General features: G+C 62.3%; 14 protein-coding genes. 11 read left to right on the plus strand and 3 right to left on the minus strand.

Annotation, left to right across the window (positions count from 1 at the left end; translation table 11 throughout):
* The first annotated feature begins 182 nt into the window (after positions 1–182).
* The 5 genes from DV520_RS07365 to DV520_RS07385 all read left to right on the plus strand — a co-directional run bounded on the left by DV520_RS07365 (position 183) and on the right by DV520_RS07385 (position 6,574).
* On the plus strand, positions 183–1,577 hold the full coding sequence (locus DV520_RS07365; RefSeq protein WP_117142311.1) for an Ig-like domain-containing protein: 1,395 nt from the start codon (positions 183–185) through the stop codon (positions 1,575–1,577).
* Between the two features lie 76 nt (positions 1,578–1,653).
* On the plus strand, positions 1,654–2,523 hold the full coding sequence (locus tag DV520_RS07370) for an NAD(P)-dependent oxidoreductase (RefSeq protein WP_117142312.1): 870 nt from the start codon (positions 1,654–1,656) through the stop codon (positions 2,521–2,523).
* Positions 2,524–2,572: 49 nt separating this feature from the next.
* On the plus strand, positions 2,573–3,466 hold the full coding sequence (locus DV520_RS07375; protein ID WP_117142313.1) for an energy-coupling factor transporter transmembrane component T family protein: 894 nt from the start codon (positions 2,573–2,575) through the stop codon (positions 3,464–3,466).
* On the plus strand, positions 3,433–4,161 hold the full coding sequence (locus tag DV520_RS07380) for a YoaK family protein (protein WP_021919761.1): 729 nt from the start codon (positions 3,433–3,435) through the stop codon (positions 4,159–4,161). The genes DV520_RS07375 and DV520_RS07380 overlap by 34 nt, the downstream gene beginning before the upstream one ends.
* A complete protein-coding gene (locus DV520_RS07385; RefSeq protein ID WP_117142314.1) occupies positions 4,148–6,574 on the plus strand; it encodes an ATP-binding cassette domain-containing protein in 2,427 nt (808 codons plus the stop codon). Before DV520_RS07380 ends, DV520_RS07385 begins: the two co-directional genes overlap by 14 nt.
* Before the next feature lie 78 nt (positions 6,575–6,652).
* On the opposite strand, the gene DV520_RS07390 is transcribed toward DV520_RS07385, so the two are convergent.
* The gene (locus DV520_RS07390; protein ID WP_165850063.1) at positions 6,653–7,039 is read right to left on the minus strand and encodes a helix-turn-helix domain-containing protein; all 387 of its coding nucleotides are present in this window, start codon (positions 7,037–7,039) and stop codon (positions 6,653–6,655) included.
* A gap of 270 nt (positions 7,040–7,309) precedes the next feature.
* Here DV520_RS07390 and DV520_RS07395 point away from each other — a divergent pair, with 270 nt between their 5' ends.
* From DV520_RS07395 to DV520_RS07415, 5 genes are all read left to right on the plus strand, one after another.
* Entirely contained in the window at positions 7,310–7,612 is a 303-nt protein-coding gene (locus DV520_RS07395; RefSeq protein WP_117142316.1) for a hypothetical protein, read from the plus strand.
* A 182-nt stretch (positions 7,613–7,794) separates the two neighbouring features.
* Positions 7,795–8,661 carry a sigma-E processing peptidase SpoIIGA gene (locus tag DV520_RS07400; protein ID WP_242984665.1) on the plus strand — a complete coding sequence of 289 codons (867 nt, stop codon included), beginning with the start codon at positions 7,795–7,797 and terminating at the stop codon, positions 8,659–8,661.
* A gap of 35 nt (positions 8,662–8,696) precedes the next feature.
* Positions 8,697–9,428: an RNA polymerase sporulation sigma factor SigE gene (gene sigE / locus DV520_RS07405; protein ID WP_117142318.1), complete on the plus strand. Its 732-nt coding sequence runs from the start codon at positions 8,697–8,699 to the stop codon at positions 9,426–9,428.
* A gap of 337 nt (positions 9,429–9,765) precedes the next feature.
* A complete protein-coding gene (locus DV520_RS07410) occupies positions 9,766–10,272 on the plus strand; it encodes a hypothetical protein (protein ID WP_117142319.1) in 507 nt (168 codons plus the stop codon).
* A gap of 47 nt (positions 10,273–10,319) precedes the next feature.
* Positions 10,320–10,874, plus strand: a complete 555-nt coding sequence (locus tag DV520_RS07415) for a hypothetical protein (RefSeq protein WP_021920772.1) — start codon at positions 10,320–10,322, stop codon at positions 10,872–10,874.
* 60 nt (positions 10,875–10,934) lie between these two features.
* Here DV520_RS07415 and DV520_RS07420 read toward each other — a convergent pair whose 3' ends face one another.
* A complete protein-coding gene (locus tag DV520_RS07420; RefSeq protein ID WP_117142320.1) occupies positions 10,935–11,462 on the minus strand; it encodes a ferritin-like domain-containing protein in 528 nt (175 codons plus the stop codon).
* A 113-nt stretch (positions 11,463–11,575) separates the two neighbouring features.
* Complete coding sequence (locus DV520_RS07425) at positions 11,576–12,295, minus strand: response regulator (RefSeq protein WP_117142321.1); 720 nt, start codon at positions 12,293–12,295, stop codon at positions 11,576–11,578.
* Between the two features lie 349 nt (positions 12,296–12,644).
* Here DV520_RS07425 and DV520_RS07430 point away from each other — a divergent pair, with 349 nt between their 5' ends.
* Positions 12,645–13,991 carry a TrkH family potassium uptake protein gene (locus DV520_RS07430; protein ID WP_117142322.1) on the plus strand — a complete coding sequence of 449 codons (1,347 nt, stop codon included), beginning with the start codon at positions 12,645–12,647 and terminating at the stop codon, positions 13,989–13,991.
* The last annotated feature ends 13 nt before the right edge of the window (positions 13,992–14,004 follow it).

Here is a 14,004-nt window from a genome sequence, read left to right on the forward strand (position 1 = left end):
CCCCCCTTTCGTAAAGGGGAAGCTGGGATTCCGCCCAAAATGAATGACAATATTTTGCGGAATCTTTACAAATTGGGTGTTTTCAGGGCGAAAGAGATATGATATAATATCCTGAACTATGTAGAATTAAAATGAACCCGATGACTTTTCTGTTTCAGAACAATCGTCAGGAGGATGATAGCATGCGTTACGATGATTATGACGATTACAGCAGCCGGTCCTCTCGAGGGAGCTCCCGCCGGGGCTCCTCCTCTTATTCCAGTGGACGGGACTATGACCGGGACTATTATCGCGACCGGGATTACCGCAGTGACTTTGGGCGGGACTATGACCGTGGATACTATGACCGGGACCGCTATTCGGACCGATACAGCACCCGGAGCAGCCGGGATTGGTATGATGACTTTGACCGCTCGGACTGGGAGCGCACAGCCCCCAACTGGGAGGACCATGGCGCCGCCCGGAAGAAACGGCCCGCCGGCGGCAGCACCCGAAGCAGCCGGCCCGCCCCCAGCGGACGGAGTGGTTCCCGCAGCGGTTCCTCTTCCAGCCGGAACACCTCCCGCTCTGGGCAGGGCAGCCGGAACGGAAACCGCCGGCCCCCGGAGGACCCCAGGAGAAGACCGTCCAGCCAGAGCCAGCGCCGGCCCCCCGCGTCCTCCAGCCGGAGAAGCGCGGTGCAGCTGGTGCCCATTATCCTGGGCCTGGTGGTGATTGTGCTGGCGGCGCTGGTGATCCGCTCCATGCTGGGCGGCAAGAGCGGCTATGAGCTGGAATTCTCCACGAAGAACATTGTGGTGGGAGAGACGGCCACCGCGACCCTTAAGGGCGTGGACAGCAACGCCGCAGAACCAGAGGTTCTCTGGACCAGCAGTGAGAACAACGTGGTCTCCGTGGAGGGCGAGGGGCTGGAGTGTACCTTGACCGCCAAGAGCCTGGGCAGCGCCACCATCATCGCCACCGTGGAGGGGGAGAAGGTGGCCAGCGGGACGGTCACCGTGGTGGACACCGCCCCTGGGGTTGTCTCCATCCGGGTGAGCCAGGACGAGGTGACCATTTCCTCCGGGGAGACCTACACCATCAACGCCACTGTGGAGATGGAGAAGGCGGATATGACCCCTGCCACCATCAAGTGGAGCAGCAACAACACCTCCGTGGCTGAGGTGGACAGTGAGGGTGTCATCACAGCTCGGGAAGTGGGCAACGCGATTATCAAGGGCGTGGCGGGAGAGAAAACCGTGGAAATCGCCGTGGAAGTGGTGGAGAACCCCAATTCCACCCCCCATGACTCCACCCAGGATGCAGGACGGGAGCCGGAAGAGGGACAGGACGCCACAAATAACAATAACAACAGCAATAACAACAGTAACAGCAATAACAGCAGCAACAACCAGAACAACAGCAGCAACGGTGGCGGTACCACCAGCGGCAACAGCGGGACCGGCGGCACGGGGGATGGAAACCAGACCAACGGCGGCACAGGGAATACCACCACCGGCGGGACGGGCGGCACAGCCGATGGCGGCGCCACCGGCGGCCAGGGAACCGGCGGCACAGACGCCGGGACCGGACAATAAGCCATGCAGAGCGCGGACAGGTCCAACCGGACCTGTCCGCGTTTTGTAAAGGGGCGGACAAACAGGAGGGAACCAGATGAAAAGCATTGGATGGATTGGCGTGGGCATCATGGGAAAACCAATGGTGCGGAATTTGCAGAAGGCGGGGTATACACTCCATATTTATGCCCGGAACCGGGAGAAGGTGGCGGACGTAATCCAAGAGGGGGCCATATTTCACGACACCATTGGGGACTGTGCCCAGGGACGGGACGCGGTGATCACCATGGTGGGCTTTCCCAAGGATGTGGAAGAGGTCTATTTTGCCCCGGGAAATATCCTGGACCGGGCAGACCCGGGGACCTATCTCATCGACATGACCACCACCAGCCCTGCCTTGGCCCAGCGGATTTTCCAGCAGGGCCGGCAGCGGGGCCTGCGGGTTTTGGATGCCCCGGTGACCGGCGGGGACATCGGGGCCCGGGCGGGCACCCTCTCCATTTTGGTGGGCGGGGAGGCGGCGGACTACCAGGCCTGCCGGCCCCTGCTGGCGGCCATGGGGACCAACCTCAGCCACCAGGGCCCCGCAGGCTGCGGACAGCATGCCAAACTGGCCAACCAAATCATGATTGCCGGGACCTTGTCCGGTCTCTGCGAGGGACTGCGCTATGCCCAGGCCAAGGGGCTGGACGGCAGAAAACTCCTGGGGGCGCTGGCCACGGGGGCGGCGGGGAGCAAGCAGATGGACGCTTTGGGGGGAAAAATTCTCGCCGGAGACCATGCCCCGGGGTTTTTCCTCAAACATTTTGTCAAGGATATGACCCTGGCCCTGGGGGAGTCCCGGGACAGCGGCCTGTCCCTGGAGGTGCTGGGGCAGGTGCTGGAAAACTGCCGGGATTTGGAGGAACGGGGGCTGGGGGACCTGGGAACCCAGGCCCTTATGGTTCATTACCGTCCGGAGGAGTGACCGGCCTGCTTCGGCGGAGAGAGGACGGAGAGAAAAGGAGGCGGGCCCCATGGCGCGGCGGCGGGCGTTTGATATGTGCCACCCCAGTGTGAATTTACTGTATTTCCTGCTGGTGCTGGTCTGCTCCGTGGGCTGCATGCACCCTGCCTGCCTGGGGATTTCCCTGGGCGGTGCCCTGGCCTGCGGGCTTCTGTTCCGGGGGCGGCGGGCCGTGGGACGGCTGCTGGGCCTGCTGGGGCCGGTGGCCCTGCTGGCGGCGGGGGGAAACCTCCTTTTGGTCCGCCAGGGGGAGACGGTGCTGGCCCGGCTGCCCGGCGGGCGGCCGCTGACGCTGGAAAGTACCCTCTATGGCCTGGCGGCTGCCTGCCTGCTGGGGGCGGTGGTGCTCTGGTTTGCCAGCTGGCAGGCGGTGCTCACGGCGGATAAGATCACCTATCTCTTTGGACGGATTGCCCCTGCGCTGGCTCTGCTGCTCTCCCTGACCCTCTCCTTTGTGCCCCGGCTGCGCCGCCGGCTGGAGGAGACGGACCGGGCCCAGCGGGGCCTGCTGGGTCAGCCCCGGCGGCGCTTGGACAAGGTGGGCTGGGGCGCGGCCCTGCTCTCCAGTCTGCTGGGCTGGAGCCTGGAGAACGCCATAGAGACAGCGGACACCATGAGAAGCCGGGGGTACGGCCTGCCGGGCCGCACCTGCTTCTCCATCTACCGGCTGGACCGCCGGGACAAGGGACTGCTGGGGTGGCTGGCCCTCAGCGGCGGTTATGTGGTGGCCGGCTGGGCGGCGGGGGGCCTGTCGTATACCTATTATCCGGCCTGCCAGGCCGCTGGGGGCCCAGGGAGCCTCAGCCTGCTCACCGTGTATCTGGCCCTGTGCCTGACCCCGCTGGCACTGGAGGCATGGGAGGAGAGACAATGGAAGAGAACAACCAAAAACACTGGTCGGTAAGGGAGAGCCTGTCCTTCCAGCGGCAGGTTTCCGAGACCATGCGCCTGGGCATTCTATTGGCATTGTCTGGAGGGCTGATGGACGCTTATTCCTATCTCTTTCGAGGGGAGGTCTTTGCCAACGCCCAGACAGGAAATATCCTGCTGTGCAGCGTGGCCCTGTCCCAGGGGGAGTGGGGGGTGGCGGTGCAGTACGCCTTTCCCGTGCTGGCCTTTGGCCTGGGGATTTTGATGACCTTTCTGATTCGCCAGCGGTTCCGCAACCGCACCAACCGGATTCACTGGCGGCAGCTGGGGGTGCTGGCGGAGATTTTGCTGCTGACTTTGGTGGCCTTTCTGCCGCAGCAGGCCAATCTGTTGGCCAACAGTCTCATCTCCCTGGCCTGCGGCTTTCAGGTGGAGGCGTTCCGAAAAATTCACGGCAACGCCATCGCCACCACCATGTGCATCGGAAACCTGCGGGCGGGGATTCATGCCGCAGCGGAATTCGGCTTTTCCAGGAAGCGGGAGGACCGCAACCGGGCCATCACCTATTTTACGGTGATTCTGGCCTTTGCCCTGGGGGCGGTTTTGGGGAACCTGGCCATTGCCCAGTGGGGGACCTGGGCCATTCTGGGCAGCAGCGCCCTTCTGCTGGTTTGCTTTGGCCTGATGTTTTTCCAGGGAAAGGAAGGGGAAGGTCATGGCACAGCTTGAGCTCCACGACCTGACCGTGTTCTACCCCGGGCAGGAGACCCCCGCGTTGAGAGGGGTGACAGCTTCCCTGGAGGCGGGAGAGTTTGTGACCTTGTGCGGCCGGTCGGGCAGCGGAAAGTCTACCCTTCTGCGCTGCTGCAAGCCTGCCCTGGCGCCCCAGGGGACCCGGCGGGGGGAGATTTTCTGGGCGGGGAGGCCCCTGTCGGGGCTGTCGGACCGAGCCCAGAGCGCCAGCATCGGATATGTGGGGCAGTCTCCCGAGAACCAGATGGTCACGGACCGGGTTTGGCAGGAGCTGGCCTTTGGCCCGGAGAATCTGGGCTGGGACCCGGCGGTGATCCGCCGCCGGGTGGCGGAGATGGCCTCTTTCTTTGGCATCCAGACCTGGTTTCACCGGGAGATATCCACCCTCTCCGGGGGACAGAGACAGCTGCTGGCCCTGGCGGCGGTGATGGTGCTGGAGCCAGCCTTGCTGCTGCTGGATGAGCCCACCAGCCAGCTGGACCCCATTGCCGCCGGGGATTTTTTGGAGATGGTCCAGCGGATCAACCGGGAACTGGGGACCACAATTCTTTTGGCGGAGCACCGCTTGGCAGAGGCGGTCCCCCGGTCGGACCGGCTGCTGGTGCTGGAGGGCGGCCAGCTCCTGTGCCAGGGAACCCCGCGGGAGGTGGGGGCGTGGCTGCGCCGGCAGAACCACCCTCTGGCCGCCGCCCTGCCTGCCCCCATGGAGATTTGGGCCCGGGTCTCTCAGTCAGGGCCCTGCCCGGTGACGGTGGGGGAGGGACAGATCTGGCTGGCCGAGTATGCCCGGTCACACCCTCTGGGTGACCTGCCCCCGGTGTGTCTCCCGTCCCCGGGAGAGACGCTGCTGCAGGCGGAGAGCCTCTGGTTCCGCTATGACCGAAACGGGCCTGATGTGGTCAAGGATTTCTCCCTGTCGGTGGGACGGGGGGAATTGCTGGCCCTTCTGGGAGGGAATGGAACGGGGAAAACCACGGTGCTGCACTTGCTGGCCGGGCTCCGGGCCCCCCAGAGGGGGAGGCTGCGGAGGCAGGGGCGGGTGGCGATGCTGCCCCAGAACCTCCAGACCCTCTTTTGGAAGAAAACCCTCCGGGAGGACCTGCTGGACCAGACAGCGCGGATGGACCTGCCGCCGGCGGAGGGGGCCGCGGCGGTGGCGGAGATCGCGGCACTGTGCGGCCTGGAGGGGCTGCTGGACCGTCATCCCTACGATCTGTCTGGGGGAGAGCAGCAGCGGGCCGCCCTGGCAAAGGTCTTGCTGACCCGGCCGGAGGTCCTGCTCCTGGACGAGCCCACCAAGGGGCTGGACTGGCGGTGGCAGGAGGAACTGGCCGCCCTGCTGCAAAGGCTCCTCTCCCAAGGGGCGGCGGTGATTCTGGTCAGCCATGATTTGGAGTTCTGCGCCCGGCACGCCCACCGCTGTGCCCTGTTTTTTGACGGTGCTGTTGTGGCTCAGGACCAACCCCGGGCCTTTTTTTCCGGGAACCGGTTCTATACCACCGCCACCAACCGGATGGTCCGGGCATACCTGCCCCAGGGGATCACGCCGGAGGAGGTCATCTCCGCCTGCGGCGGGGAACCCAGTGGGGAGAGGAAACCGCTGGCCCGCCCTCCTGAGAACCAGGCGGCGCCGGAAGAGGCAGGGGAACCAAGGGAGCCTGCCGCCATACCGGCCCCGCCCCGGGACAGAGCGCCCCGGCGTAAGCTGACGGTGGTGGGGGTACCCCTTGTTCTGGGCGCTTTGACCCTGCTGGCCGGGGAGCTTCTGTTTCAGGGGAAGCAGTATCATTGGATCAGCCTGCTGCTTCTGATGGAGGGCCTGCTGCCCAGCTTTTTCTGGTTTGAGCAGCGGCGGCCCGGGGCCCGGGAGCTGGTGCTGCTGGCCTGCCTGTGCGGGCTGGGGGTTGCGGGGCGGGGGGCCTTCTTTTGGGCGCCCCAGTGTAAGCCAGTGACCGCGTTGACCATTCTCACCGGCGTCAGCCTGGGGGGACAGGCGGGGTTTTTGGTGGGCGCGGTGACCATGCTGGTCTCCAACCTGTTTTTTGGACAGGGCCCCTGGACCCCCTGGCAGATGTTTGCCATGGGGTGCATTGGCGGCTTGGCCGGCAGCCTGTTTTCCCGGCGGGGGCGCCGTCCCAGGAAGGGGATGCTGTGCCTGTTTGGCTTTTTGGCGGCTGTGGTGCTCTATGGGGCCGTGATGAACACCGCCTCCGTACTGCTCTGGTCCCATTCCCTCCAGTGGGAGCTGATCGCGGCCGCCTGCGCGGCGGGTCTGCCCATGGATTTGCTCCACGGGGGGAGCACAGCCCTGCTCCTGTACCTGCTGGCAGACCCGGTGCAAGGCAAGCTGGACCGGATGCGGGAGAAGTATGGATGGGGCCGAGGGTGAACGGGGAATGGGCCATGGAAACAAAAACAGACCACCGGCCGGACATGCGGTCGGTGGTCTGTTTGTTTGGAAGGGGCGCTATCCCCGGAAGAAGCCCACAGAGGGGTTCATCAGATCGAAGATCACAAGGAAAATGAGCACCAGGGTCAGCACGCAGCAGCAGACAAACAGCCTGTGCAGCCATTTGTTTTTGGACTCTATCATGGCTTCGTAGAGGGATAGGATCTCCTGGCTGGCCCGGGCCTTTTTCTCTGCCTGGGGAATCTCTTGCTGGATGCCCACCAGCTCGTCCAGGGAGCCGTCCATGGCCATCACCATGTCGCAGACAGTCTGAAAGCTGGGGTTGTCCGTCTGCCCGGACAGAATGCGGTTGATGGTCCCCACGGGGACCCCGGAGAGGTCGGAGAGCTGCTGGTTGGTGAGTTTTCGTTTTTCTTTCAGAAGCTTTAATTGGGTGGAAAGCATCATTTTATCACCTATGATAACGGATTTTATCAAATAAGGGTGGAGATTTGAGGGGACATCTATCCCTGCCATTGACGAATTCTGTCGAATTGGCTACCATATAGCCAGTTTTTGTCGAACCATAGCGAAGGAAGCGGGGGAGATGTCCCCAGGAAGGGCCCGGCGAGTCAGGGCAGGCAGTGCGCTGCCCCCATGCCGCGGAACCCGCCTTAGTATATCATTTTGCTTCCCGGCCTGTAAAGCACAATTTTCGAGAAAGGAGCAGGCGGCATGACGGAATACGTGGAAAAGCAGGAGGATTGGATGGCCCCCAACGGATGGGGGCAGCGGCTTTCGGTTCAGGGGGTGCGGTATCAGACGGTCTGTTCCCGGCGGCAGGATGCCCCGGAGGCCTACTGCACCTATGGCCTGGAATGTTTGGGAGAGTGCAGGGGAACCTGGGTCCAGATGGATGTGATTGAGGATGTCTCTCCCAGCCGGGAGAATGTTCTCTTCCTGGCCGAGCGGTTCAATACCTTGGGCCTGTCCCCCCTCCATTTTCGGGATGCGGTGCTGGACAGCCTCAATGGATAACAGGGGAAACAGGCAGACTACGGCGTATGCCTCAGAAAGGTCTCTCGGGGAGAGGCCTTTCTTTTTTTGCCGGAAAAGGCCGGAACAAACTGGTCCATCCTCTCCCCCTTCTGACCTTTTTTGAGGGGGGCGGGCCGTATAATGGGAGACAAGCTTGACGGGGAATGAGAGGAGGGGATGCTGTGACGGTGGTCTATCTGGATGCCTTCCTGGTGCTGAATTTTGTGGTGAACTATCTGCTGCTGGCCTGTGCCGGCAAGCTGGATGGGGAGCCGGTGGGCCGGGGGCGGACCGCGCTGGCCGCCGCCCTGGGAGCGGCCTATGGAGGATTGGCCCTGCTGCCGGACTGGGGCTTTTTGGAGCACCCGGTCTGCAAGGCCGGCGCGGCGGTGCTTATGCTCCTGGCGGCCTTTGGTCGGTCGGAGCGGCTGCTGCGGACAGGGGCGCTGTTCCTGGTGCTCTCCTGTGCCTTCGGGGGGGCGCTGCTGCTGGTGGCCATGGTCCGGGGGGGTGACCCGGGGACAGGGGGGCTGCTGGGGCCCTCTCTGGGGATGCGGGGCATCCTCATTGCGGCGGCTTTGAGCTATGGAATGCTCTCCCTGCTGCTGCGGGGGCAGTTTGCCCACACCAGGACGGGGGGAGAGCTTCAGGAGCTGACCCTCTCCCGGCAGGGGCGCTCTGTGACGGTGCTGGCCCTGCGGGACACGGGCAACACCCTGCAGGATCCTGTCACAGGCCGGCCGGTGGTGGTCATTGAGGGGGAAAAACTCCAGACCCTGGTGCCGGAACTGCCCGTGCTGGACCGGCAGAGCCTGTCCCACCCGGTGGACCTGCTGCGGGACCTGGAGGGGGAACTGGGCGGTCTGCGCCTGCAGCTTCTGCCCTACCGGGCGGTGGGGGTGGAGTGCGGTATGCTGCTGGCCCTGCGGGTGGACCGGGCCCGCTATGGCCCCTGGGAGTACCGGAACTGTTTGACCGCCCTCTCTCCCACCCCGCTGTCCGATGGGGGCGGATACTGCGCCCTCATCGGCGGACGGGAGGGAGCCTGAGCGGGCGGATCGGAAACGAATGGGAGGAAGCGCACATGAAGGGACGTTTTGGCGTGTGGTATCTGCGGCTGTGCCAGTGGCTGGCCCGGCACCGGCTGTGGCGGCCGGGAAAAATTATGTACATTGGGGGCAGCGACGTGCTGCCCGCTCCTTTGAGCCGGGAGGAGGAGGGGGAGCTCATCGCCCGGCTGGCGGAGGGGGATCAGGCGGCCTCCTCCACCCTAATTGAGCACAACCTCCGGCTGGTGGTCTACATTGCCCGGAGGTTTGAGAACACGGGGATCAACATTGAGGACCTGATCTCTATTGGGACCATCGGGCTGATCAAGGCGGTGGGCACCTATCAGCCGGCCAAGAACATCAAGCTGGCCACCTATGCCTCCCGGTGCATCGAGAATGAAATCCTGATGCACCTGCGCAAGACGGCCAGCCTGAAAAGCGAGGTGCCCTTTGACGAGCCCTTGAGTACCGATTGGAATGGCAATGAGCTCCTGCTCTCCGACATCCTGGGGACGGAGAGCGACCTGGTGATGAGGCCCATGGAGGAGGATGCGGACCGCCAGCTCCTGGCCGACGCCCTGGAAAAGCTCACCCAGCGGGAACGGGAGATCATCACCCTCCGGTTTGGGCTGGGCGGCCGCCGGGAGCATACCCAGAAGGAGGTGGCGGATCGAATGGGAATCTCGCAATCCTATATCTCCCGGTTGGAAAAGCGCATCATCGGCCGCTTGAAGCGGGAGATCCTAAAGGTCACGGAGATTCCGTGACAGGGGTAAACAGGGGAGGACCCCACAGACAAAGGACTGGGTGAGACGTGTGAGGTCTCATCCAGTCTTTTTGTGTAAGGGCACCGGTTTGGCAGGACAGATCAAAAAGGACTGTTATCGAATATAAGAAATCAACAAATGATAGAATTTAATAAATAGTATTTGAAAAGGGATGAATTTCAAAAGGAATTTTGATATAAACAGATATCTAATCCAATGATTCAATGGAAAAGAGAGGGGAATGGGGGTATTATAAAAGAAAAAACCTGTCAAATATCATAAAAAGCTTGATTTTCGATGGGAAAATTAGTAAACTAATGCCAAAGGAGGCGGGGAGATGGATCGGCGGTCGAAAGGGTATCTCATGGTGGCGGCGGCCATTGCCCTGGTGGCGGTGGGGGTGGCTGTGTGGGCCCTGTTTTTCCGAGACCCTTCCCCGGCCCCAGCCCCGGATATCGCCCCTCCGGTGGAAGACAACGCCCTGCCCACGGGAGAGGATGACGGGGACAAACTGCCCCAGGCCCAGGGAGGCGGGGCGGTGAACATCACCTATTCTGACCAGGTGGCGGTCTGTCTGGAGACAAGGACGGTATCCATTCGGTTTGCCAACCCCGCCCGCTCGAACCAGAGTATGGTGGTGCGTCTCGTCCTGGGGGAGCTGGTGGCGGCGGAATCCGGCACTCTGCCCCCAGGCAGCGCCCTGGAGTCCCTGCCGCTGCTGGCCGATGTGACGCTGCCGGCCGGCGAGTATGCGGGGGCGTTTCACGTTCTGTTCTACGACAGCCAGGATGGCGGCCGGGCGGGGGTCAGTACCAAGCTCCCGGTGTCTGTGACGGTGGCGTAGAACCCCGCGCCGTGTGTCTGCGGCCTGCTGCAAAGGAGTTGGATGGGATGAAAAAATGGTTGACACTGCCCCTGGCGGCCGGGTGCCTGGTTCTCCTGGCCATGCCCGCGCTGGCCAATGAGGGCCACATGAATCGGCCCTCTGACCTCTCCACGATTCCGGTTAAGGGGTCCTATCAGGAAAAGCTGGAGACGGAGACGGTATACAGCGTGGATATCTCCTGGGGCAGCATGGAGTTTGTCTATGCCAAGGAGGGGACAGGGGTCTGGAACCCGGAGACCCATAGCTATGACAACGTAAGCGGCGCGGGCTGGCAGTATCCCGCTGGAGGACCAGGGGGGCTGGCGGGCAATGAGGTTCAAATTACCAACCACTCCAACACGAAGATTGTCTGTTCCCTGGACTTTACCACGGAGGAGGCATTCCCGGAGATCGTCGGAACCTTTGACCGGCCGGAGATTTCCATTTCCAGCGCGGAGGGGAAAGCCGTGGACGACGAGACGCTGACCCAGAAAAGCAAGCTGAACATGCAGGGCGCCCTGGCAGAGCAGGTGGTGACACCCACGCCCATTGGAGAAATTTTGGTGACGCTCCAGGAGTGACGGCCTGGTTGAGAGGAAAAAAGAGGAAGCATCGGCGGGATGCTTCCTCTTTTTGTTGGGTTACGTCTCCGCCACCTCCGCGAGCATGGACCGAAAGAGGCGGACGTGGTGTTCCTCATCCTGGATGATTCGTTGGAGATTGGCCACGATGTTGGCGTCCTGGATGGTTTCCGCCTGCCGGCGGTATTTTCCAATGGCCGCCAGCTCGCCCTGGATGGCGTTTTGAAGAAGGGCCGGCAGCTGCTGGGGATAGCGATTGTAGGCGGGGGTCCAGTAGTGGGACCGGCTCCCCTGGACGCTCCACAGGCGGGGGTCCAGCCCCATCTGGTGGGCGAAGGAGGCGAAGATGTCCAGATGGTGCATCTCCACAATGCTGATCTGGTGAAAGCACCGGGCGAACGCCGCGTGCTGGGGGGAGAGGAGAATGCTGTTGTAGAAGTAGAGACTGACAGCGGACATCTCGGAGTTGTCGCTGCCCACGTTGCTCAGCATGGCGTAGGCGTACTCTTTCCGATGGGTTTCCGGCTGGACGGGGGGATAAGGCAGGTCGAGATCGACGGAAAATTTGCCGTTTTGATTGGTTTCCATGGGGCGCCCTCCTTTTGGGATGATGGTCTCGGAATACTTTACGAGAGCGGGCCCAAAAGTATGACGGAGGGGCTTTTCCGATGAGGACACCGGGGCTACTTTAGCCGGCGGCGTTATGAGGCGTCGGGCGTTTCCTTTTGCCGGAGCATCCGATATCCCACGCCGATGTGGGTCTGGATGTACTGGGGGTGGCTGGGGTCGGTTTCCAGCTTTTTCCGGAGAGTGGCCATAAAGACCCGGAGAGAGGGGGTGTCCGAGGCGGTGGAGTTGCCCCAGACCTGGCTGAGGATATAGTTGTGGGTGAGGACCTTCCCGGTGTTTTTGGCCAGCAGACACAGCAGTTTATATTCAATGGGGGTCAGATGGATTTCCTGCTCCCCCCGATAGGCGCAGCCGCCAGCGTAGTCAATTTTCAGCGCGCCGTTTTGGTAGACGCTGGCCTCCTGGTCGGTTTTTTGGGTGTCATAGCGGACCCGCCGCAGGGCGACCCGAAGCCGGGCCAGCAGCTCCTCCACGGAGAAGGGCTTGGTGAGATAGTCATCGGCGCCGGCGTCCAGGGCGGAGACCTTGTCGCTGTCCTCGCTGCGGGCGGAGATGACAATGATGGGCAGATTGCTCCAGGAGCGGATTTTTTGAATGAGGGTGACGCCGTCCATATCGGGCAGGCCCAAGTCCAGCAGGATCACGTCGGGGCGGTAGGACAGGGCGTCCATCAGAGCGCCCGCGCCGGTTTTCGCCCGGTGGAAGAGATAGTTTTGGGTCTCCAGGGTGGTGGTGATGAGGTTGCCGACAGCGGTGTCGTCCTCCACCACTAAGATCTGGGGTTTGTTCATGGATGGTTACCTCCAAGGGATTGTAAAGTCGCGGATGGGTCCGCTGAGGGGAAGAACAGCGGATAAAGGCGCCATAAAGAGAAGGAAAAGCGGAGCAGTCTGGAAAAGGGACAAATGGCGGAAAAAATGGCCAAAAAAGAGGGGGAGAGCGCCGTTTCTCCCCAGTATACCACAAGCTTGCCGGTTTTCCTATTTTTATTTCCACCAAAAATGCGACATTTCTTAATGCCGCCTTAATACCTTGACGTTTTCTTTAATGGGACGCTAATTCGGCCCGTGCTATAATACAACCAGATAGGACGACCCCAGACTGGCGTGCAGTTCCGGGGGGAAAGTTCGGAGGTTCTCCATGCCTTTTTTGAAACATGATCGCATCACCCCGGCCCAGGTGGTGATTTTGGGCTTTCTCTTTCAGATTCTGATCGGCGCCTGCCTGCTGAGTCTGCCGGTGGCCACCCAATCCGGGGAGCGCGTCCCCTTTCTGGACGCGCTGTTTACCGCCACCTCCGCCACCTGCGTCACCGGCCTGGTGATCCATGACACCGCGCTGTTCTGGTCACCTTTCGGACAGGGGGTGATCCTTCTGCTGATCCAGGTGGGGGGCATGGGGGTGGTGACCATGGCGGTGGCCATCTTTATGTTTTCCGGCCGGAAGATCGGTCTGAAGCAGCGCTGGGTGATGCAGGAGTCCATCTCCGCCCCGCAGGTGGGCGGAATCGTGCGGATGACGGGATTCATTCTCAAGACCGCTTTTCTCATAGAAGCCATTGGGGCCCTGCTGCTGGCGCTGCGGTTCTGTCCCCAGTTTGGGTTGGGGAAGGGCATTTGGTATGGTATTTTTCACGCGGTCTCCGCCTTCTGCAACGCGGGCTTTGACCTGATGGGGGAGACAGGGGCCTTCTCCTCCCTGACAGGGTATGTGGGGGACCCTCTGGTGAACCTTGTGATCTGCCTGCTCATTGTGGTGGGGGGGCTGGGCTTTCTCACTTGGCACGATGTGGCGGCCCATGGCCGGCACGTGAGCCAGTACCGTCTCCAGAGCAAGCTGATCCTCCTCACGACCCTGGCCCTGCTGGTGGGAGGCTTTCTGTTCTTCCGGTTTTATGAGTTTTCCCGTCCGCAGTGGGCGGCACTGACCGGCGGAGAGCGGGGGCTGGCGGCCCTGTTTCAGTCGGTCTCCCCCCGGACAGCGGGCTTTAACACCGTGGATTTGACCCAGCTCAGCGCCTGCAGCCAGCTTATGACCATCCTGCTCATGCTGGCAGGGGGCTCTCCCGGCTCCACCGCCGGGGGATTTAAGACCACAACGCTGGCGGTGCTGCTGCTCAGTGTGGGGGCGGTGATCCGCCGGCAGGGCAGTGCCCGGTGCTTTGGGCGGCGCCTGCCGGACCAGGTGCTCCGCAACGCGTGCGCCATCTTCTTGCTCTATCTGGTGCTGTTTTTGGCGGGCGGGATGCTGATCTGCTGCATGGATGAGATCCCGCTGATGCAGGCGCTGTTTGAGGCGGCCTCCGCCATTGGGACTGTGGGCCTGTCCCTGGGCGCCACCGCGGAGGCTTCGGAGGCGTCTCGGCTGATTTTGATTTTTTTGATGTATTTTGGACGGGTGGGCGGCCTGACCATGATTTACGCCATGGCGGCCGGCTCCAACGGCGCCTCCTCCCAGTATCCCCAGGAACAGGTGACGGTGGGATGAGGACGTGCCCGGA

This window comes from Evtepia gabavorous (assembly GCF_003425665.1).
GTDB lineage: Bacteria > Bacillota > Clostridia > Oscillospirales > Oscillospiraceae > Evtepia > Evtepia gabavorous.

What these genes read in the sequence shown, in the direction of transcription:
- DV520_RS07365 (WP_117142311.1), top strand. Translation starts at nt 183, where the DNA reads ATGCGTTACGATGATTATGACGATTACAGCAGCCGGTCCTCTCGAGGG.
- DV520_RS07370 (WP_117142312.1), top strand. Translation starts at nt 1,654, where the DNA reads ATGAAAAGCATTGGATGGATTGGCGTGGGCATCATGGGAAAACCAATG.
- DV520_RS07375 (WP_117142313.1), top strand. Translation starts at nt 2,573, where the DNA reads ATGGCGCGGCGGCGGGCGTTTGATATGTGCCACCCCAGTGTGAATTTA.
- DV520_RS07380 (WP_021919761.1), top strand. Translation starts at nt 3,433, where the DNA reads ATGGAAGAGAACAACCAAAAACACTGGTCGGTAAGGGAGAGCCTGTCC.
- DV520_RS07385 (WP_117142314.1), top strand. Translation starts at nt 4,148, where the DNA reads ATGGCACAGCTTGAGCTCCACGACCTGACCGTGTTCTACCCCGGGCAG.
- DV520_RS07390 (WP_165850063.1), bottom strand. Translation starts at nt 7,039, where the DNA reads ATGCTTTCCACCCAATTAAAGCTTCTGAAAGAAAAACGAAAACTCACC.
- DV520_RS07395 (WP_117142316.1), top strand. Translation starts at nt 7,310, where the DNA reads ATGACGGAATACGTGGAAAAGCAGGAGGATTGGATGGCCCCCAACGGA.
- sigE (WP_117142318.1), top strand. Translation starts at nt 8,697, where the DNA reads ATGAAGGGACGTTTTGGCGTGTGGTATCTGCGGCTGTGCCAGTGGCTG.
- DV520_RS07410 (WP_117142319.1), top strand. Translation starts at nt 9,766, where the DNA reads ATGGATCGGCGGTCGAAAGGGTATCTCATGGTGGCGGCGGCCATTGCC.
- DV520_RS07415 (WP_021920772.1), top strand. Translation starts at nt 10,320, where the DNA reads ATGAAAAAATGGTTGACACTGCCCCTGGCGGCCGGGTGCCTGGTTCTC.
- DV520_RS07420 (WP_117142320.1), bottom strand. Translation starts at nt 11,462, where the DNA reads ATGGAAACCAATCAAAACGGCAAATTTTCCGTCGATCTCGACCTGCCT.
- DV520_RS07425 (WP_117142321.1), bottom strand. Translation starts at nt 12,295, where the DNA reads ATGAACAAACCCCAGATCTTAGTGGTGGAGGACGACACCGCTGTCGGC.
- DV520_RS07430 (WP_117142322.1), top strand. Translation starts at nt 12,645, where the DNA reads ATGCCTTTTTTGAAACATGATCGCATCACCCCGGCCCAGGTGGTGATT.